Genomic DNA, 14702 nt, shown 5'->3' with positions numbered 1-14702 from the left:
CTTGGCCCCCGCCTTCTTCGACTGCTGAATCATGCCCGCAAGGTTTTGTTGCAATCTTGAAAGTACACTGTCCAGTGTAACTTTCTGAGCGGTCTGTAGGAGTCTTCTGTAATGGCAACGATCTCAACCCGTCTCGACACGTCTCCCGTCGCGCTCAAGCCCGCCGGGCAGCGTGAAGGCCACTTCACCAACGATGCGCCGGTGCGGCGCAGTGGCTTTCGCAAATCCTTGGGTATTTTCTGGAAAATGCTGTTTCACAAGCCGCGCAGCACCCGGCCGGTGGGCGAGATTCCGGTACAGCCGCTCACCCGTGAACAATTGGCCGCGGCGCCCGACCACAGCGTGTTCCGCCTCGGGCACTCCACCGTGCTGCTGAAAATGCGCGGCAAATTCTGGCTCACCGACCCGGTCTTCGCCGAGCGCGCATCGCCCTTCAGTTGGGCCGGCCCGAAGCGCTTCCACCAGCCGCCTATCAGCCTTGACGCACTGCCGCCGATCGAGGCGGTGATTCTTTCCCACAACCACTACGACCACCTGGACCACCAGGCTGTGGTGCAACTGGCGGACAAGACGCGTTATTTCCTGGCGCCGCTGGGCGTTGGCGATACCCTGATCAAATGGGGGGTGGACGCCAGCAAAGTGCGCCAACTGGATTGGTGGCAGGCCACCGACGTCGACGGCGTCCGTTTTGTCGCGACCCCGGCCCAGCATTTTTCCGGCCGTGGGTTGTTTGACGGCAACCAGACCCTGTGGTGTTCCTGGGTGATGATCGATGAGGCCCGGCGGATTTTCTTCAGCGGCGACACCGGGTATTTCGATGGCTTCAAGCGGATTGGCGAGCAGTACGGCCCCTTCGACCTGACCTTGATGGAAACCGGCGCCTACAACGTCGACTGGCCTCATGTGCACATGCAGCCCGAGCAAACCCTGCAGGCGCATATCGACCTCAAGGGCCGCTGGCTGTTGCCGATCCACAACGGCACGTTCGACCTGGCGTTCCATGCCTGGCATGAACCGTTCGACCGCATCATGGCGTTGGCGTGGGAGCGCAATGTGTCCATCACCACGCCCGCCATGGGCCAGGCGTTCAACCTTGCCCAACCGGAGCGCGGGCATGCCTGGTGGCTGGACGTGGAACCGGTCAACGTTGAAGAGTCGGCCCTGGGATAGCTTTTAGGGCTACTGCTTGTGCTGATCAATCCCACAACCTGCGCAGCATCAGGCTCACTGCGCGAGGTGTAGATGTCTCCCTAGACTGGTGGCCGGATCCGTTCGGGATCCTCGGTTTTTCCACTGCTCCAGGAGGCATTACATGATGGGTGTTGCTCACGGCATGACGTCGGCCCTTTACCAGGCTGCCCGCACAGCCCTCAGCTACGGCGTCGCGAGCTGCGCTGCGCCGTCCTTACCTGCGGGTATCGAGTACGCAAGCGTGCAGGCGCTCAGCGAGCAAATGGCCAAGCCCAACGGGCTGACGTCGGCCGCACTGGTGGCCTACCTGCAACAACGCATCGCCACGATCGACCAAAGCGGGCCCTCGTTGCATTCGGTCATCGAACTCAACCCGCAGGCGCTCCAGATCGCCCGCGAACTTGACCGTGAACGGGCCAACGGCAAGGTGCGCGGCCCGCTGCACGGCATCCCGATACTGCTCAAAGACAACATCGAAACCGGCGACACCCTGCAAACCAGCGCGGGTTCATTCGGGTTGGTGGGCGCGTCGGCGGGTAAAGATGCGTTTATCGTCGAGCGCCTGCGTGCGCAGGGCGCGGTGATTCTGGGCAAGACCAACCTCAGCGAACTGGCCGGGTTTCGCGGGGGTGAGCGGCCCGATGGCTGGAGCTCAAGAGGCGGGCAGACCCTCAACCCGCACCAGCCTGGCGCGGATGTGGGCGGCTCCAGTTCGGGTTCGGCGGCGGCGCTGGCGGCCGGGTTGGCGCCGTTGGCCGTGGGCACCGAAACCAACGGCTCCATCGTGGTGCCATCGGCGCGCAACGGCGTTGTCGGGCTCAAGCCCAGTGTCGGGTTGTTGAGCCGCAGCGGGATCATCCCCGCCAGCCACCGGCAAGACACGCCAGGCCCCATGGCGCGCTCGGTGTTCGACACGGCGTTGCTGCTCAACGCCATGGCAGGTCGTGACCCCCACGACACGGCAAGCGTGGGCGCCCCCCAAGGCATCGACTACACCGCCTTGCTGGTGCCCGGGGCCTTGAAAGACAAACGCATCGGCTACCCCGCCCGTTTCACCCTGGGCAATGAGGCCGAACCCGTGGAAAACAGCCCGGCGTTTGCCCGCGCCCTTGAGCAATTAAAAGCCCAGGGCGCGATTCTGGTGCCGGTGGACGTCCGTGTGGCCGACGCCTCGCGCTATGAAGAGCTGCTGCTGGGCGACGTCAAACAGGAAATGAACGGCTACCTCGCCACCCGCAAGGGGTTGCCCGCCCGGTCGTTGGCCGAATTGATCGCCTTTAACGAGCAGCGCGACGGCGAGGGTGACCACCAGCCGCTGCTTAAAACCATCCACCAATCCAACCTGACGAAGGAAGAACGCGACCCGGCCTGGCATACGCTGATCGAAGACTTTCGCAGCACCGTAGACGACGTTGTACGTGAGCACACGCTGGATGCGCTGGTGTCGGACTATGAAACCAACAGCTATTTCGCCGTATCGGCAGCCGGGTATCCGGGTATTTCGGTGCCGTCAGGCACCGACGAAGACGGGCTGCCCACCAGCGCCTACTTCTACGGGCCGCGCTGGAGTGAAGCCACCTTGCTGGCGGTGGCTCACGGGTATGAACAGGCATCCCAGGCCATTCGCAAACCCGAGTTCAAGCCCGCGAGTTGACGTAACGCAGCAGGCCGCCGCCCGCCGATGCGGGGCGGCGGCTACGCCCTGTTCGGTTGGGCGTTGACTGGCGCTGCCGCTGCTGCTGCCGAATCCAGAAAACGCGAAATGATGCCCTTGGCCTCAAGCTCGGCGGGCGTCTGCGGGTGGCGGCGTACATTCATCCCCCAGCCCGGCGCAAAGCCTGGGAAAAACACTAGCCCTTGCGCCTCCAGACGAAACGCAACGCTCAAGCGGACGGCATCATCCACCTCGCCATGGCTCTCCAAACGTTCCAGTTCACCCATCGCCACCCCAGCCTCGCGCGCCAGGTCTTCCTGGCTCCAGCCCAGCATCAAGCGGGCCTGCACGCTGTGCCGTGGCGTGAATTGATGAAGCACAATCTGCTGTTCTACAGTGCGGCTCAGTGCCAGAGAGGACATGGGCTTTCTCCAGAGTTCGACGGGGAAAGCAAACTATACTGTGTTTTTGTACAGTTGTTTTGACCGCTCATCTCCTCGCCGTATTAAAAGCCCCTTCAGCTTCCCTTACGTGCCGTGCGCCGGGAGTTCCCGGACAATCAAGTGGTCGAGGTTTTCGATATCGGCACTGAACACCCCGAACGTCTGCTCGGGGTTTTTCTTGCTGGGCACGTGTTTGAGCACCGGCGTCACGCCGTAGAAGAAGCAATACAGCTCCCGCTCACTGCCCACCGCGGCCTTGATCTGTTCCAGGAACGCCGTGCGCTTGCGGTAGGTGTCGATCAGTTTTTTGTTCAGGTAGACGTTGACCGAATAGGGCTTTTTGTCGACCCACACCTTCTTGTCGAAGTCGATGCGAAAGCTGTTGGTGTAGTCCTTGATGGCTTTGACCTTGCCCCAGTAGATCAGGCCCTTGTTGTCTTGCAGGTATTCGATTCTCTTGAAAAAGGTCGCGTACGTGGCCGTGTGCTCGCCGATCTTGAGCGGCATGCGCTTGAGCTTGTCTTTGTCGTCGAGGTGGGATACGTAGCACTCGACGGGGTGGGCGAACACGCTGGTTTTATCGGGCGTGCCGTCGCTTGTGCGGTGGGAGGGGGCGGCGCGTTGTGCAGTCGTTTTCGCTGTTTGCTGTGGGGCGGCACCTGGGGCGGCTGGCTGTACAGGCTCGCTTTTGTACTGACGGCGGGTGAGGACAAATTCCGACGGGAAGCTCTCTTCCCGCTCGCCTTCGGCCTCACCTTTTCCTGCGCTCTGGCTGGCATAGCGGCAGCCGTCAATGTGCTGGGTACTCGGGGTGTTCTTGAAATGGGGCGTGCGCCGGTAGTTGACGTTTTTGGCGTTGAACGTGCCCAGTACGTTGCTGGCGGCAAAGGCTGCGCGGCACGCGTCGTTGGGGCAGAAGAACCGGTCCTTGTCGGAGTCGAAAGGGGTGGTTTCGTCGAAATTCAGGTCGCGCACGTCATAGATCGACATCTTGTCGTCCAGAGCCTGGCTGTAGGCCGTATCGAATTTCATGGCGCTCGGGTCCGTGAGAAGTTGGGCTATTAATAGCCGGATCCCGCGCAAATTTCAGTAACAACCTGCGGCGACCTGCCCCCCGTCAGGCCGTGTTGCCCGCCACGCGACGCCCGCTCAGGAAGCACAGGGTTCCGCCCACCGCCGTCAAGGCGCTCAACGCGTAGAACATGGTGGCCGGTGGCGAGTTGATCAACAGGAACCCGCAGATCACCGGGCTCAACGCCCCGCCAAACGCTGCCAGGTTTTGCGCCCCGTAATAACTGCCGCGCAGGGCGTCGGGGGCAATGGTGTCGATGAACAGGTATTCGGACGGGAAGATGATCATTTCGCCCAACGTAAACACGAACATCGCCACGCACCACGACAGCAGGCTGTCGGCCTGGCTGAAGCCGATCAGCCCGCCGATGAACAGCGTGGTGCCCAGCACGATCCAGTAGCGCAGTTGTTCACGCTTGAGAAACCGACCGATCTGGTATTGCAACAGCATCACCGTGATGGCGTTGCAGGCCAGCACGGCGGAGAGAATTTTCAGCGCATCGTCGGCGTTGTGAATCACCAACAGAAACTGCGACAGGTAGAGGGTGTAGCGGCCGTAGACGATGGTGCTCAACAGGCTGCCAGCGGTAAACAGCACCAAGGTGCGGTCGCCGCGCAGGGTCTTGAGGGTGGTGAGAAAACTCAAGGGTTTGCTGTTGGCGTCCCGTTGGGTGGGTGGGATGCCGATCATCAGGAACACACTCAGAAACGCAATGGCACTGGACAGCATGAACGGTAGCAGAGGCATCTGTCCGGCAATCACCACGCCCACCATGGGGCCGGTGGCGTAACCGATATTGGTCAGGGTGTAACGCAGGGAGAACACCTTGGCGCGCTGCTCCACCGGCAGGTTCTCACTGATGATCGCCTTGGAGCCGATCAGGAACAGCGCCGAGGCCGACTCGGTAATCACCAGGGTCAGGGTGGTCAGGTAAAGGTTGCTGGCAAAGGTCAGTAACAGAAAACCGATGGAGCTGGAGAGCATCGCCAGGATCAGCAGTTTGCGCTTTTCCATGCGGTCGATGATGTAGCCGCCGTAGAGGCCCATCAACGTGGCGGTAAACACGGCGATGCCCATCAGCAAGCCGATGTCCTGCTGGTTGAGGCCCAGGCGCCGGCTGAGCAGCAAGGTCATCAGCGGGCTGGTCATGGCCCGGCTGATCACGATGGTCAGTGAGCAGATCATCAGGCGGCGGATTACCAGGGAGTAGGTGGCCACGGTAGGGCAGGTGTCCTTGTTCACTCAAAATGAGCGTTCCCACGTTCAGCGTGGGAACGCCAGTCTGGACGCTCCGCGTTCCGTTTTCTTGGGCGTCACGGGGTGTATTCCCACGCCAGGCGTGGGAACGGTCATTACTGTCCGGCGTTGATCGCGACTTTTTCGACAGCGCCTTGCTCCAGGTCCCACTTTTTCAGGATCTTGCCGTAAGTACCGTCATCGATCATGGCTTGCAACGTCTCGCTGATGGCCGTGACCAGCTCCGTGTTGCTCTTCTCGATCCCAAGCCCGGTGAATTGTTTGGAAATGGCCAGGCCCACCGGCTTGTACTTGCCCTTGTCCAGAGACATCAAATACGGAATGGTTTCGCTGCCCTGCATCGCCGCATCCAGGCGGTTCTGCTGCAGTTGGGCGCGCGCATCCGCCGAGCCTTCGGTGCCGATCACCACGATGGCGGGCTTACCGGCGCCTTCGCAGTTTTCCTTGCTCCATGCGGCAATTTCCGACGGCCAGGTAGTCCGGCGGCTGGTGCCGACTTTTTTACCGCACAGGTCAGTCAAGGCTTGCAGGTCTTCACGCTTGCTCAGGGTGTAGAACTGCGGGCCGCTGGTGAAGTAGTCGATGAAGGTCACGGCTTTCTGGCGTTCAGCGGTGTCGCTCATGCCCGACAGCACGATGTCGACGCGCTTGGTGGTGAGGCCGCTGAGCATTTGCTCAAAGCCGGTTTCCTGCCATTTGATCTTCACACCCAGGCGCTCGGCCAGGGCATTGCCCAGGTCAAAGTCCAGGCCGGTGAGCTGGTTGGTGGCGGTGTCCTTGAAGTCCATTGGCGGGTAGTTCGGCACGATGGCCGCGCTGATCTCGCCTTTTTCCTTGATCGCTGCCGGCAATGCCGCGAAAACCGAAGTGGAGGCCATCAGGCCTGCGAGCAAACCTGGAACAATCAATTTTTTCATGGGGGCGTTCTCGTTTGTTTTTTAGTTAAGTGCGAACGGCAGAAATAAAGCTTTGGGTACGCGGGTTTTGTGGGCTTATTAGAATTTCTTCGGGGCTGCCGGCTTCCACAATCTGGCCAGCATCCATGAACACCATGCGGTTGGACACCTCGCGCGCGAAGCCCAACTCATGGGTGACCACAATCATGGTCATGCCGGTGGTGGCCAAGTCGCGCATCACCGACAGCACTTCTCCTACCAGCTCCGGGTCGAGCGCTGACGTGGGTTCGTCAAACAGCATCAATTTAGGGCGCATGGCCAGCGCCCGGGCAATGGCCACGCGCTGTTGCTGGCCGCCGGACAATTCCACCGGATAAGCATTGCGCTTGTCCGCCAGGCCCACACGGGCCAGCAACTCCAGGGCGTCTTCGGTGGCTTCCTTGGGCGAGCGCTTGAGCACCTGGCAGGGGCCTTCGATGATGTTTTGCAACACGGTCATGTGCGGGAACAAATTAAAGCGCTGGAACACCATGCCGGTGGCCAGGCGCTGGCGGGCGATCTGCGCTTCGTTCAATTCATGCAGCTTGTTGCCCGCGACCCGGTAACCCACCAGCTCGCCGTCGACCCACAGGCCGCCGGTGTTGATCTTTTCCAGTTGGTTGACGCAGCGCAGCAGGGTGCTTTTGCCCGAACCGGACGGGCCGATGATGCACAGCACATCGCCCTGTTCGACTTCCAGGTTGATATCGCGCAGCGCGTGATACTGGTCGTAATACTTATTGAGGTTGACGGCCTTGACGATGCTTCTCATGGATAACTCTCCTCAACCAGACTTACGAGCGCTTGCCGGCGCCGCGGGCAAAACGACGCTCGAGGCGGCTCTGACCGAATGAAAGAACCGTCACCACCGCCAAGTACCAGATGCCCGCCACAATCAGCAGCTCCATCACCCGTGCGTTGGCGTAGTAGATGTTTTGCGCGTTGTGCAGCAGCTCTGAATACTGGATCACGCTGGCCAGGCTGGTCATTTTCACCATGCTGATGAACTCGTTGCCTACAGGTGGAATGATCACCCGCATCGCCTGCGGCAGAATCACCCTACGCAGCGCCTGAAGGCTGGGCATGCCGATAGACTTGGCGGCCTCGTACTGGCCGGTGTCCACCGACAAGAGGCCGGCGCGTACCACTTCGGCGGTGTAGGCGCCCTGGTTGATGCTCAGGCCCAGCAGCGCCGCCACGAACGGTGTCATCAAGTCCACGGTGTCGATGCTGAACAGGCCAGGCACTGCGATCACCGGGAAAATCAACGCCAGGTTGAACCACAGCAACAGTTGCAGGATCAGCGGCGTGCCGCGAAACAGCCAGGTGTAGGTGATGGCCACGTACCGCAGGATCGGGTTGGCCGACATGCGCATGATGGCGGTGATCACTCCGATCACCACGCCCAGCGCCATCGCCAGAATCGACATGATGATGGTGTTGAGCAGGCCCCACAAAATGGCCTCGGACGTGAGGAACTGGCCAATGTAGGCCCATTCGATCTGACCATTGGCAAAGGCTCGCACCAGGCCGATCAACACCACCACGATCAGGGTGGCAAACACCATCCGCCCGTAGTAGCGACGGGGCACATGCTCGTACTGGGTGATGTCGAACTGGTTCTCGCTCTGCTGGCGCTCGGCCGCCAGGCGTTCTGCCGGGGTTTGGTTCATGGTGTTTCTCCAAAGTACAGCAACTGCACACAATCAAACGGTAGGAACCCGATCAAGGCGGGCGCTGGCTTGCCTGGGACGGCGCCAGTACCCACGGCACAATTCCTACGGGCTTAAATCCGAAATCCCTGATAGTTCTCGGTCCATTTCTGTTGTTCGGCCAACGCCACCTTCAACCGCGCAATCTGCTCGCGCACCCGCTCGGGCGCGGTGCCACCCCAGCCACTGCGCGCTGCAATCGCGGCTTCCAGGGTGAGGCAGTCACGCACCTCGGGTGTCAGCCGCATGTCCACCTCTGCCAGCATGGCCGGTGAGGCTTCCCACAACTCAATCTCATGCTTCTCACAGGCTTGTACCAATGCGCCGGTGATCTCATGCGCTTCTTTGAACGGCACACCGCGCGTGGCCAGCCAGTCCGCTACCTCGGTCGCCAGGGTGAACCCCATCGGGGCCTGGCGCCGCAGTTCTTCCACCTGCACCTTCATGGTCGCCACCATGCCCGCCATGGCTGGCAGCACCAGCAGCAGGGTGTCCACGCTGTCCAATACGCTGTGCTTGTCTTCGCTCAAGTCGCGGTTGTAGGAGAGCGGTAGGGATTTGAGGGTGGACATCAGGCCGGTGAGGTTGCCAATCAGGCGACCGGCTTTGCCACGGGCCAGCTCGGCGATGTCCGGGTTCTTTTTCTGCGGCATGATCGAGCTGCCGGTGGCGTAGGCATCGTCCAGTTGCACCCAGCGAAACTGGCGCGACGACCATAGGCAAAACTCTTCGGACAGCCGCGAAATATTCACCCCGAGCATGCCCGCGACAAACAGAAACTCCGCCACATGGTCACGGCTGGCGACGGCGTCGATGGAGTTTTCGCACGGCCCGGTGTAACCCATCTCCTTGGCCGAATGCTCCGGCTGACGCGCAATCGCCGAACCTGCCATGGCCGCTGCGCCCAACGGCGACAAGGCTGTGCGCGCATCCCAGTCCACCAAGCGCTGCACGTCACGCAGCATGGACTGCGCGTGCGCCAGCAAATGGTGGGCGAACACAATCGGCTGCGCCTGTTGCAAGTGCGTAAAGCCTGGGCAAATGCTTTCAACATGCTGTTCAGCCTGAGCCACCAACGCCGCTTGCAGGCCCAGCACCTCGGTGGTGATGGTGCGCGCATGGTCGCGCAGGAACAGGCGCAAATCGTTGGCGGTCTGGTCGTTGCGTGAACGCCCGGCGCGCAACTTGCCACCCAGCGCGCCCAGGCGTTCGGTGAGCACGCGTTCGATGAAGGTGTGTACGTCTTCATCATCCAGGGTGGGGTGCAGGCGACCGGCGGCGAAATCTTCGCCGATGCGATCCAGCGCTTCTAGGGTGCGCAAGGTTTCCGATTCATCCAGCAACCCGGCGCGCTGCAATTCACGGGCATGGGCGCGGGAGCCCGCCAGGTCGTAGGGCGTCAGGCGAAAATAGCGCTCCGGGCAACGGGACAGCGCCGCCAGGGCAGCAGACGGACCGGTCTTGAAACGAGCGCCCCAAAGGCGGTCGGTGGGCTGGGACATGGGTGTTCCTCACGCTTTGTTTTTGGAAGAATCGGAGGCAGTCAAAAACTAAAAAGCCCTGATCGAAGTGTCAGGTTTAAAGGGCGTTAAATCAGCCTGCGAAAGCTGTTCAAGCCGCTATATTCAAGGTTGCCAAGGCGGGTTATCTATGTTCATTATTGCCGCCCGGCTATGTTCACGGATTAGGTCAAAGCCTGTTGAATATGGCACTTGAGGTCAACACGTATTATGGAAACCCCACTTTCCACTTCTGGAAACGTACCGCCAAAACCCGGCACGCGACCGCCTCTGCAACTGAGCGGGCTGGACTTCAAATTGCTGCGGGTATTCAAGGCGGTGGTCGAGGCCGGTGGTTTCAGCGCCGCGCAAAACGAGCTGAACGTGGGCCTGGCGGCCATCAGCAAACAGATCTCGGACCTCGAAATTCGCATCGGCATGCGCCTGTGTACACGGGGCCGCGAAGGGTTCGGGCTGACCGAGGAAGGCAAGTTGGTGTACCAGGCGTCCATCGAGTTATTTGCCTCGGTGGACAGTTTTCGGGACAAGCTTAGTTCGGCGCAGAACGAACTGATTGGCGACCTGGGGGTGGGCGTTATTGATAATACCGTGTCCGACCTTAGTTCGCCGTTAGTTGCCGCTCTTAAAAAGCTACATACGGATTCACCCAAAATAAGACTGCGTTTGCAGGCTGCACAACTGGATGAAATCGAGCGGGGCGTCGTGGAAGGGCGGCTGGCGGTTGGCATCGTGCCGGTCTACCAGCGCCGGGAAGAATTCGATTATTTGCCGCTTTACGAAGAAAAAGCCTACGTCTACTGCGCAACCGATCACCCCTTGTTTGAGGCCCGCGACATCGCGCCCGACGTGTTGCGCCAGCATGAAGTGGTCAACCATCGCTACGCGATCCATCGGGACAAGGCCCACTTCATCAACCACGACAGTCAGTCTGCCTCCGCGATCCAGGTGGAAGCTGTTGCCATCCTTATCCTCACTGGCCGCTTTTTGGGGTTCCTGCCGGAACATTATGCTGCGTCGCTGGTAAAGGAAGGGCGCCTGCGTGCGCTGTGCCCGGCGCAGATTCACCTGAGCACGCCGTTTCACCTGATTTTGCGGCATAACGCGCCAAGAAGTCCGATGGTGAAAGCCTTCGCGACAGCGCTGGGTTTGGACCTGAAATCGGCTACATAAGTACTTGATCCTTCCCACGCAGGGCATGGGAAGGATCCCCTCAGCCGCTTTTACTTTCTCTTCGCATGAAAATGCCGAAAATGCGCATCCTGCGCCGCCGCCAACAGCTCCCGGTCGCCGCGCGTATCACCCCAGGCCCTGAGCCGATACTCCCCCAGGTCCCCATACACCGCTTCCAGGCGCAGCACTTTGTTCTCACACCGGCAGTTATTCCCGGTGAGCTTGCCGGTGAGCACGCCGTCCACCACTTCAAGCTCGGTGCCGATCAACCGGATCCCCAGCCTGTTCGCGAACGGTTGCAACACCAGTGCTGGCGACGCCGAACACAGTGTGACCACCGCCCCGGACTTCACCTCGTCCGCCACCGACTGCACCCCCGCCGGGCGCATCAGGCGGTTCCAGTATTGCTGGCAGTACGCATCGGCCTGCTGCTGGACCCAGGCTTTTTGCACCCCGGTCATAAAGGTGCGAATCAACTGAGCCTTGAGCTCATCCCGGCTGATTTGCCGCAGCAAAAACCGCACGCCCGGCACTGCCAGCTTGACGATCCGGCGGGCGAACTCGCCCTTGCCAAAGGCAAATTTGAGGAAGGGCACAAAACTGTCGTGGTGGGTCAGGGTGCCGTCGAAGTCAAAGACAGAAAGTACCTTGGCGCCGACGGGGCCGGATTCGAGCATATCAGGGGTCACGGAGGGGCCTCGATTGTGTGAAGCGGGTTCAGGTTGGCCACGGTGCCCAGTGGGCGAGGGCCAAAACATACGCCTTAAACGCTAGGGGCGCGCCACTAAAAGCGGCCCATTGTGCGCGAAGTTTACTACCGCTGCGCCATGAAGGGGACGCTCGGCAGCGTTTTTAGGGCGGCAATATAAGCCTGCTCGCCGCGACATAGAGCCATAGCAGGAAAACTCCGCCCGACTAATCAGGTAACTAGTGAAAGCTCCTACATATCGCTCGTACTAACTAAAACGAAACGTCTGATAGTTCCGATTGACTTTTTTACATAGGGTGAGCGCAAAACCACAAGGCGTTTATCTCATGGCACATCACGGCTACCTGTCCATTACGGGCAATACTCAAGGCGTTATCTCGGCGGGTTGTTCAACGCCCGACTCTATCGGCAATAAATGCCAGGACGGGCACCGCGACGAAATAATGGTGCTCTCGTTTCAACACGACATGATTAACCGGGGCAATATCAACGCTTCTACTCATGGCCCGATCACCATTGCCAAGAACATCGACAAGTCTTCCCCATTACTGGCGGTGGCGTTGTCTACCCGGGAAGAGCTTCATTGCGTTGTCGATTTTTACCGCCATTCGCCGTTTGGCCAGCAAGAGAAGTACTACACCATCGATATTCGCGGGTGTGTCATTGCTGATATCCACGTCAATGTGCCCCATGCGATTTTGTACGGTGATATGGAAGCGCAGGAAATACTCGCGCTGCGTTATCGGGAAATTATCTGGACACATCATTTGGCTGGAACCAGTGGCTACAGCGTTTGGGGGCAGAATAACGATGAGTCGCAATAACGCTGAACGTTTGCATGTTTCATCTCACGACTTTTGGACTGTCAATCAGACGGCCACCTATTTGACGAACCAGGCTTGCATTGTGAGCGCACGGCATATCCGGAATGGAGTCGTGCGGATGCAGTTTAATCACGAAGTGGCTTATTACGCACGAGGGATTGTCCGGGAGGTTGAGGACGGGAGGAAAAGTGCTGAGCAAGCGCTGCTGGAATTAAAGCGGGAACAGCGCAGTTATTTGGAACTGTCGCTGGCTATTACGAGGCAGGGGTTAGGGCTACTTGCCGGGGGTATTCAGTTTAAAACCGGTGTGCAAGTGTGTATGGCCTCATTTGGAACGTTGTGCGCTCCGGTGGGCGTGCCGATCATGGCTCACGGCGGAAATAATATTTATGAGAGTGGGCGAAACGTATGGGAGGGGCGCACGGATACCGAGGGTCCTTTGAGAAAGGTTTATCAGCAAACAGCCCTGGCATTGGGGGGTGAGAAAGAAACAGGCGATTTTGCCTATAGCATAGTTGATGCCAGTACCTCGATTTATAGCCTGTGGCGGTTGATGTTGAAGCGAGATGCTTGGAAGCTCTATCGCTATATAAAAGCTGATTATATTAGAGCGTACAAAAATTCGTCGGCAGCTGGCCTGGCGGCAGATGGGGTCTTTGGAGTGCTGTCGGCAGACGATATACGGAAGCGTTGGGAGTCGTTAAGTGAGTAATGGGCTGTTTTATGCGGTTTTCATCGTGGTGTGTTTTGTTTTTTATATGCCATCTCTTTGGTTTGCGCGGGCGTGGTCTCAAACAAGGTTGACGAAGTTAAAGTTTTTTGTCTCTGTGGGGTATAACTGCCTGTGTATGTTTTTTCTTCTGAAATATGCTCATACGGGATATATACCGTTTTTTGATGACAGAAAAGACGATGTGATGGGTTGGTTTTCTTTTGGGCTTACATTTTTGTATGCCTATTCAATTCCGGTGGATTGGCGGGGGAGGTAGGTTTGCTGTGATATATCAAGATGCGGCTGTGGCGCTCGGAAAAAATAAAACGGCGGGTGATGTTGCGTGAGGAGCAGTGGATTTGGCGACATCAGGTTTTAGTGCTTTTAGATTGGTGCCCAAAGCTGGGTCTTGGCGTCTGTATAGGTATATGCGGTCTGATTTTATGAGAGCGTATAAAACTACGTCAGTTGGTGGAGCCTTGTTTGATAGAAGTGGGGATGCGTTAACAATAGAGGAAATGATCAGCCGGTGGATTAATCGTGAATAATATAATTTTTTACGGTGTTTATTTGTTTTTGACGGTTTTGTTCTATCTGCCGTCGTTATGGGCGAGTAGCGCATGGTCTGGGAGCGGTTTTTCTAAATGGAAGTTTTCGATTATGGCGCTTTACAATATATTTTTTATTTATCTTCATAGGAAGTATATCGAGCAGGGTAAGATTTTATTTGTGGGTGAGGCTGATAATTCGGTCTTGGGTTGGGTGTCTCTTTTTATGATTCTACTTTATATGTTTACAATGCCCGTTGAATGGGAACGGCGAGGCGGGTTTTTTGGGGTGAAAAAATAAACATATTTTATATGTATAAAAAAGCATCACGGACAGGATTTTTATTTGATAGGGGGAGCGATTTGTCAATAATCGATGATATTCGAGAACGGTGGAATAGTGGTGAGTAATATATTTATTTATACCGGGTACTTATTTTTTACTGTTTTATTTTATTTGCCCCCATTGTGGGCTAGCAGCGCGTGGTCGGGAAACAAGTTTTCAAGATGGAAGCTTCTGGTTGTGTCGATTTATAATATCTTCTTTACCTATGCGCATATGAAATTCGTGGACCAGGGTTATATTTTATTTGTGGGGTATGTCGATAAATCGATTTTGGGTTGGGTGTCGCTTTTTATGATTCTTCTTTATGTTTCTACAATTCCTGATGAGCAGGAACAGAGAAACTGGTTTTTGTGGTTAAGAAGAAAATAATAAGGCGCTAGTCTTTTTGTGAGGATGCTGTTATTTCACCTAATTTCCCGAAGGACAGCCGGTATGTAAGAGAAAGCCTTATTCAAATCATCGAGCAAAAAAAGCCCTGAACGAGTCAGGGCTTTTCAACGGTAGCTCAGCATCAATCCCAGCTAAGCGCCCCACCGGTCTGATACTCAATCACCCGCGTCTCAAAGAAGTTCTTCTCTTTCTTCAAGTCCATGATCTCGCTCATCCAGG

16 protein-coding genes are annotated in these 14702 nt (G+C 57.7%); 7 read left to right on the top strand and 9 right to left on the bottom strand.

Going from position 1 to position 14702, the window contains the following annotated elements; genetic code table 11:
• Positions 1-111 precede the first annotated feature (111 nt).
• Both ACW9H9_RS26845 and ACW9H9_RS26840 read left to right on the top strand, forming a co-directional pair.
• Positions 112-1170, top strand: a complete 1059-nt coding sequence (locus ACW9H9_RS26845) for an MBL fold metallo-hydrolase (RefSeq protein WP_457346345.1) — start codon at positions 112-114, stop codon at positions 1168-1170.
• 142 nt (positions 1171-1312) lie between these two features.
• Positions 1313-2845: an amidase family protein gene (locus ACW9H9_RS26840; protein ID WP_457346344.1), complete on the top strand. Its 1533-nt coding sequence runs from the start codon at positions 1313-1315 to the stop codon at positions 2843-2845.
• Positions 2846-2886: 41 nt separating this feature from the next.
• Here the strand turns inward: ACW9H9_RS26840 and ACW9H9_RS26835 are convergent, their stop codons facing one another.
• From ACW9H9_RS26835 to argH, 7 genes are all read right to left on the bottom strand, one after another.
• A complete protein-coding gene (locus tag ACW9H9_RS26835) occupies positions 2887-3267 on the bottom strand; it encodes an XRE family transcriptional regulator (protein WP_457346342.1) in 381 nt (126 codons plus the stop codon).
• Positions 3268-3372: 105 nt separating this feature from the next.
• The gene (locus tag ACW9H9_RS26830; protein ID WP_457346341.1) at positions 3373-4320 is read right to left on the bottom strand and encodes a hypothetical protein; all 948 of its coding nucleotides are present in this window, start codon (positions 4318-4320) and stop codon (positions 3373-3375) included.
• Between the two features lie 85 nt (positions 4321-4405).
• Positions 4406-5578 (bottom strand): MFS transporter, encoded by a 1173-nt coding sequence (locus ACW9H9_RS26825; protein WP_457346348.1) that lies wholly within the window; start codon positions 5576-5578, stop codon positions 4406-4408.
• Positions 5579-5712: 134 nt separating this feature from the next.
• Positions 5713-6534, bottom strand: a complete 822-nt coding sequence (locus tag ACW9H9_RS26820) for an ABC transporter substrate-binding protein (protein ID WP_457346340.1) — start codon at positions 6532-6534, stop codon at positions 5713-5715.
• Positions 6535-6559: 25 nt separating this feature from the next.
• Entirely contained in the window at positions 6560-7324 is a 765-nt protein-coding gene (locus ACW9H9_RS26815) for an amino acid ABC transporter ATP-binding protein (RefSeq protein WP_457346339.1), read from the bottom strand.
• A gap of 22 nt (positions 7325-7346) precedes the next feature.
• Entirely contained in the window at positions 7347-8225 is an 879-nt protein-coding gene (locus ACW9H9_RS26810) for an amino acid ABC transporter permease (RefSeq protein WP_457346338.1), read from the bottom strand.
• 113 nt (positions 8226-8338) lie between these two features.
• Positions 8339-9766, bottom strand: a complete 1428-nt coding sequence (gene argH / locus ACW9H9_RS26805) for an argininosuccinate lyase (RefSeq protein ID WP_457346337.1) — start codon at positions 9764-9766, stop codon at positions 8339-8341.
• Positions 9767-9994: 228 nt separating this feature from the next.
• On the opposite strand from argH, the gene ACW9H9_RS26800 reads away from it, so the two are divergent.
• Positions 9995-10954, top strand: coding sequence for a LysR family transcriptional regulator (locus ACW9H9_RS26800; RefSeq protein ID WP_457346336.1), 960 nt, complete (start codon positions 9995-9997; stop codon positions 10952-10954).
• 50 nt (positions 10955-11004) lie between these two features.
• On the opposite strand, the gene ACW9H9_RS26795 is transcribed toward ACW9H9_RS26800, so the two are convergent.
• Positions 11005-11631 carry an HAD-IB family hydrolase gene (locus ACW9H9_RS26795; RefSeq protein WP_457346347.1) on the bottom strand — a complete coding sequence of 209 codons (627 nt, stop codon included), beginning with the start codon at positions 11629-11631 and terminating at the stop codon, positions 11005-11007.
• A 358-nt stretch (positions 11632-11989) separates the two neighbouring features.
• On the opposite strand from ACW9H9_RS26795, the gene ACW9H9_RS26790 reads away from it, so the two are divergent.
• From ACW9H9_RS26790 to ACW9H9_RS26775, 4 genes are all read left to right on the top strand, one after another.
• Positions 11990-12487, top strand: a complete 498-nt coding sequence (locus ACW9H9_RS26790) for an Hcp family type VI secretion system effector (protein ID WP_457346335.1) — start codon at positions 11990-11992, stop codon at positions 12485-12487.
• Between the two features lie 118 nt (positions 12488-12605).
• Positions 12606-13199, top strand: coding sequence for a DUF4225 domain-containing protein (locus tag ACW9H9_RS26785; RefSeq protein WP_457346333.1), 594 nt, complete (start codon positions 12606-12608; stop codon positions 13197-13199).
• 353 nt (positions 13200-13552) lie between these two features.
• Positions 13553-13747 (top strand): DUF4225 domain-containing protein, encoded by a 195-nt coding sequence (locus ACW9H9_RS26780; protein ID WP_457346332.1) that lies wholly within the window; start codon positions 13553-13555, stop codon positions 13745-13747.
• Positions 13740-14048 (top strand): hypothetical protein, encoded by a 309-nt coding sequence (locus tag ACW9H9_RS26775; protein ID WP_457346331.1) that lies wholly within the window; start codon positions 13740-13742, stop codon positions 14046-14048. The genes ACW9H9_RS26780 and ACW9H9_RS26775 overlap by 8 nt, the downstream gene beginning before the upstream one ends.
• A gap of 556 nt (positions 14049-14604) precedes the next feature.
• On the opposite strand, the gene ACW9H9_RS26770 is transcribed toward ACW9H9_RS26775, so the two are convergent.
• Positions 14605-14702, bottom strand: a 98-nt coding sequence (locus ACW9H9_RS26770) for a hypothetical protein (protein WP_240462694.1), incomplete at its 5' end; no start/stop codon positions are given.

The sequence above is a fragment of the Pseudomonas sp. SDO5215_S409 genome, from assembly GCF_054071325.1.
This window is presented reverse-complemented; position numbering and strand designations above follow the sequence as displayed.

What these genes read in the sequence shown, in the direction of transcription:
- ACW9H9_RS26820 (WP_457346340.1), bottom strand. Translation starts at nt 6,534, where the DNA reads ATGAAAAAATTGATTGTTCCAGGTTTGCTCGCAGGCCTGATGGCCTCC.
- argH (WP_457346337.1), bottom strand. Translation starts at nt 9,766, where the DNA reads ATGTCCCAGCCCACCGACCGCCTTTGGGGCGCTCGTTTCAAGACCGGT.
- ACW9H9_RS26795 (WP_457346347.1), bottom strand. Translation starts at nt 11,631, where the DNA reads ATGCTCGAATCCGGCCCCGTCGGCGCCAAGGTACTTTCTGTCTTTGAC.
- ACW9H9_RS26835 (WP_457346342.1), bottom strand. Translation starts at nt 3,267, where the DNA reads ATGTCCTCTCTGGCACTGAGCCGCACTGTAGAACAGCAGATTGTGCTT.
- ACW9H9_RS26810 (WP_457346338.1), bottom strand. Translation starts at nt 8,225, where the DNA reads ATGAACCAAACCCCGGCAGAACGCCTGGCGGCCGAGCGCCAGCAGAGC.
- ACW9H9_RS26830 (WP_457346341.1), bottom strand. Translation starts at nt 4,320, where the DNA reads ATGAAATTCGATACGGCCTACAGCCAGGCTCTGGACGACAAGATGTCG.
- ACW9H9_RS26840 (WP_457346344.1), top strand. Translation starts at nt 1,313, where the DNA reads ATGATGGGTGTTGCTCACGGCATGACGTCGGCCCTTTACCAGGCTGCC.
- ACW9H9_RS26785 (WP_457346333.1), top strand. Translation starts at nt 12,606, where the DNA reads ATGCAGTTTAATCACGAAGTGGCTTATTACGCACGAGGGATTGTCCGG.
- ACW9H9_RS26815 (WP_457346339.1), bottom strand. Translation starts at nt 7,324, where the DNA reads ATGAGAAGCATCGTCAAGGCCGTCAACCTCAATAAGTATTACGACCAG.
- ACW9H9_RS26845 (WP_457346345.1), top strand. Translation starts at nt 112, where the DNA reads ATGGCAACGATCTCAACCCGTCTCGACACGTCTCCCGTCGCGCTCAAG.
- ACW9H9_RS26790 (WP_457346335.1), top strand. Translation starts at nt 11,990, where the DNA reads ATGGCACATCACGGCTACCTGTCCATTACGGGCAATACTCAAGGCGTT.
- ACW9H9_RS26800 (WP_457346336.1), top strand. Translation starts at nt 9,995, where the DNA reads ATGGAAACCCCACTTTCCACTTCTGGAAACGTACCGCCAAAACCCGGC.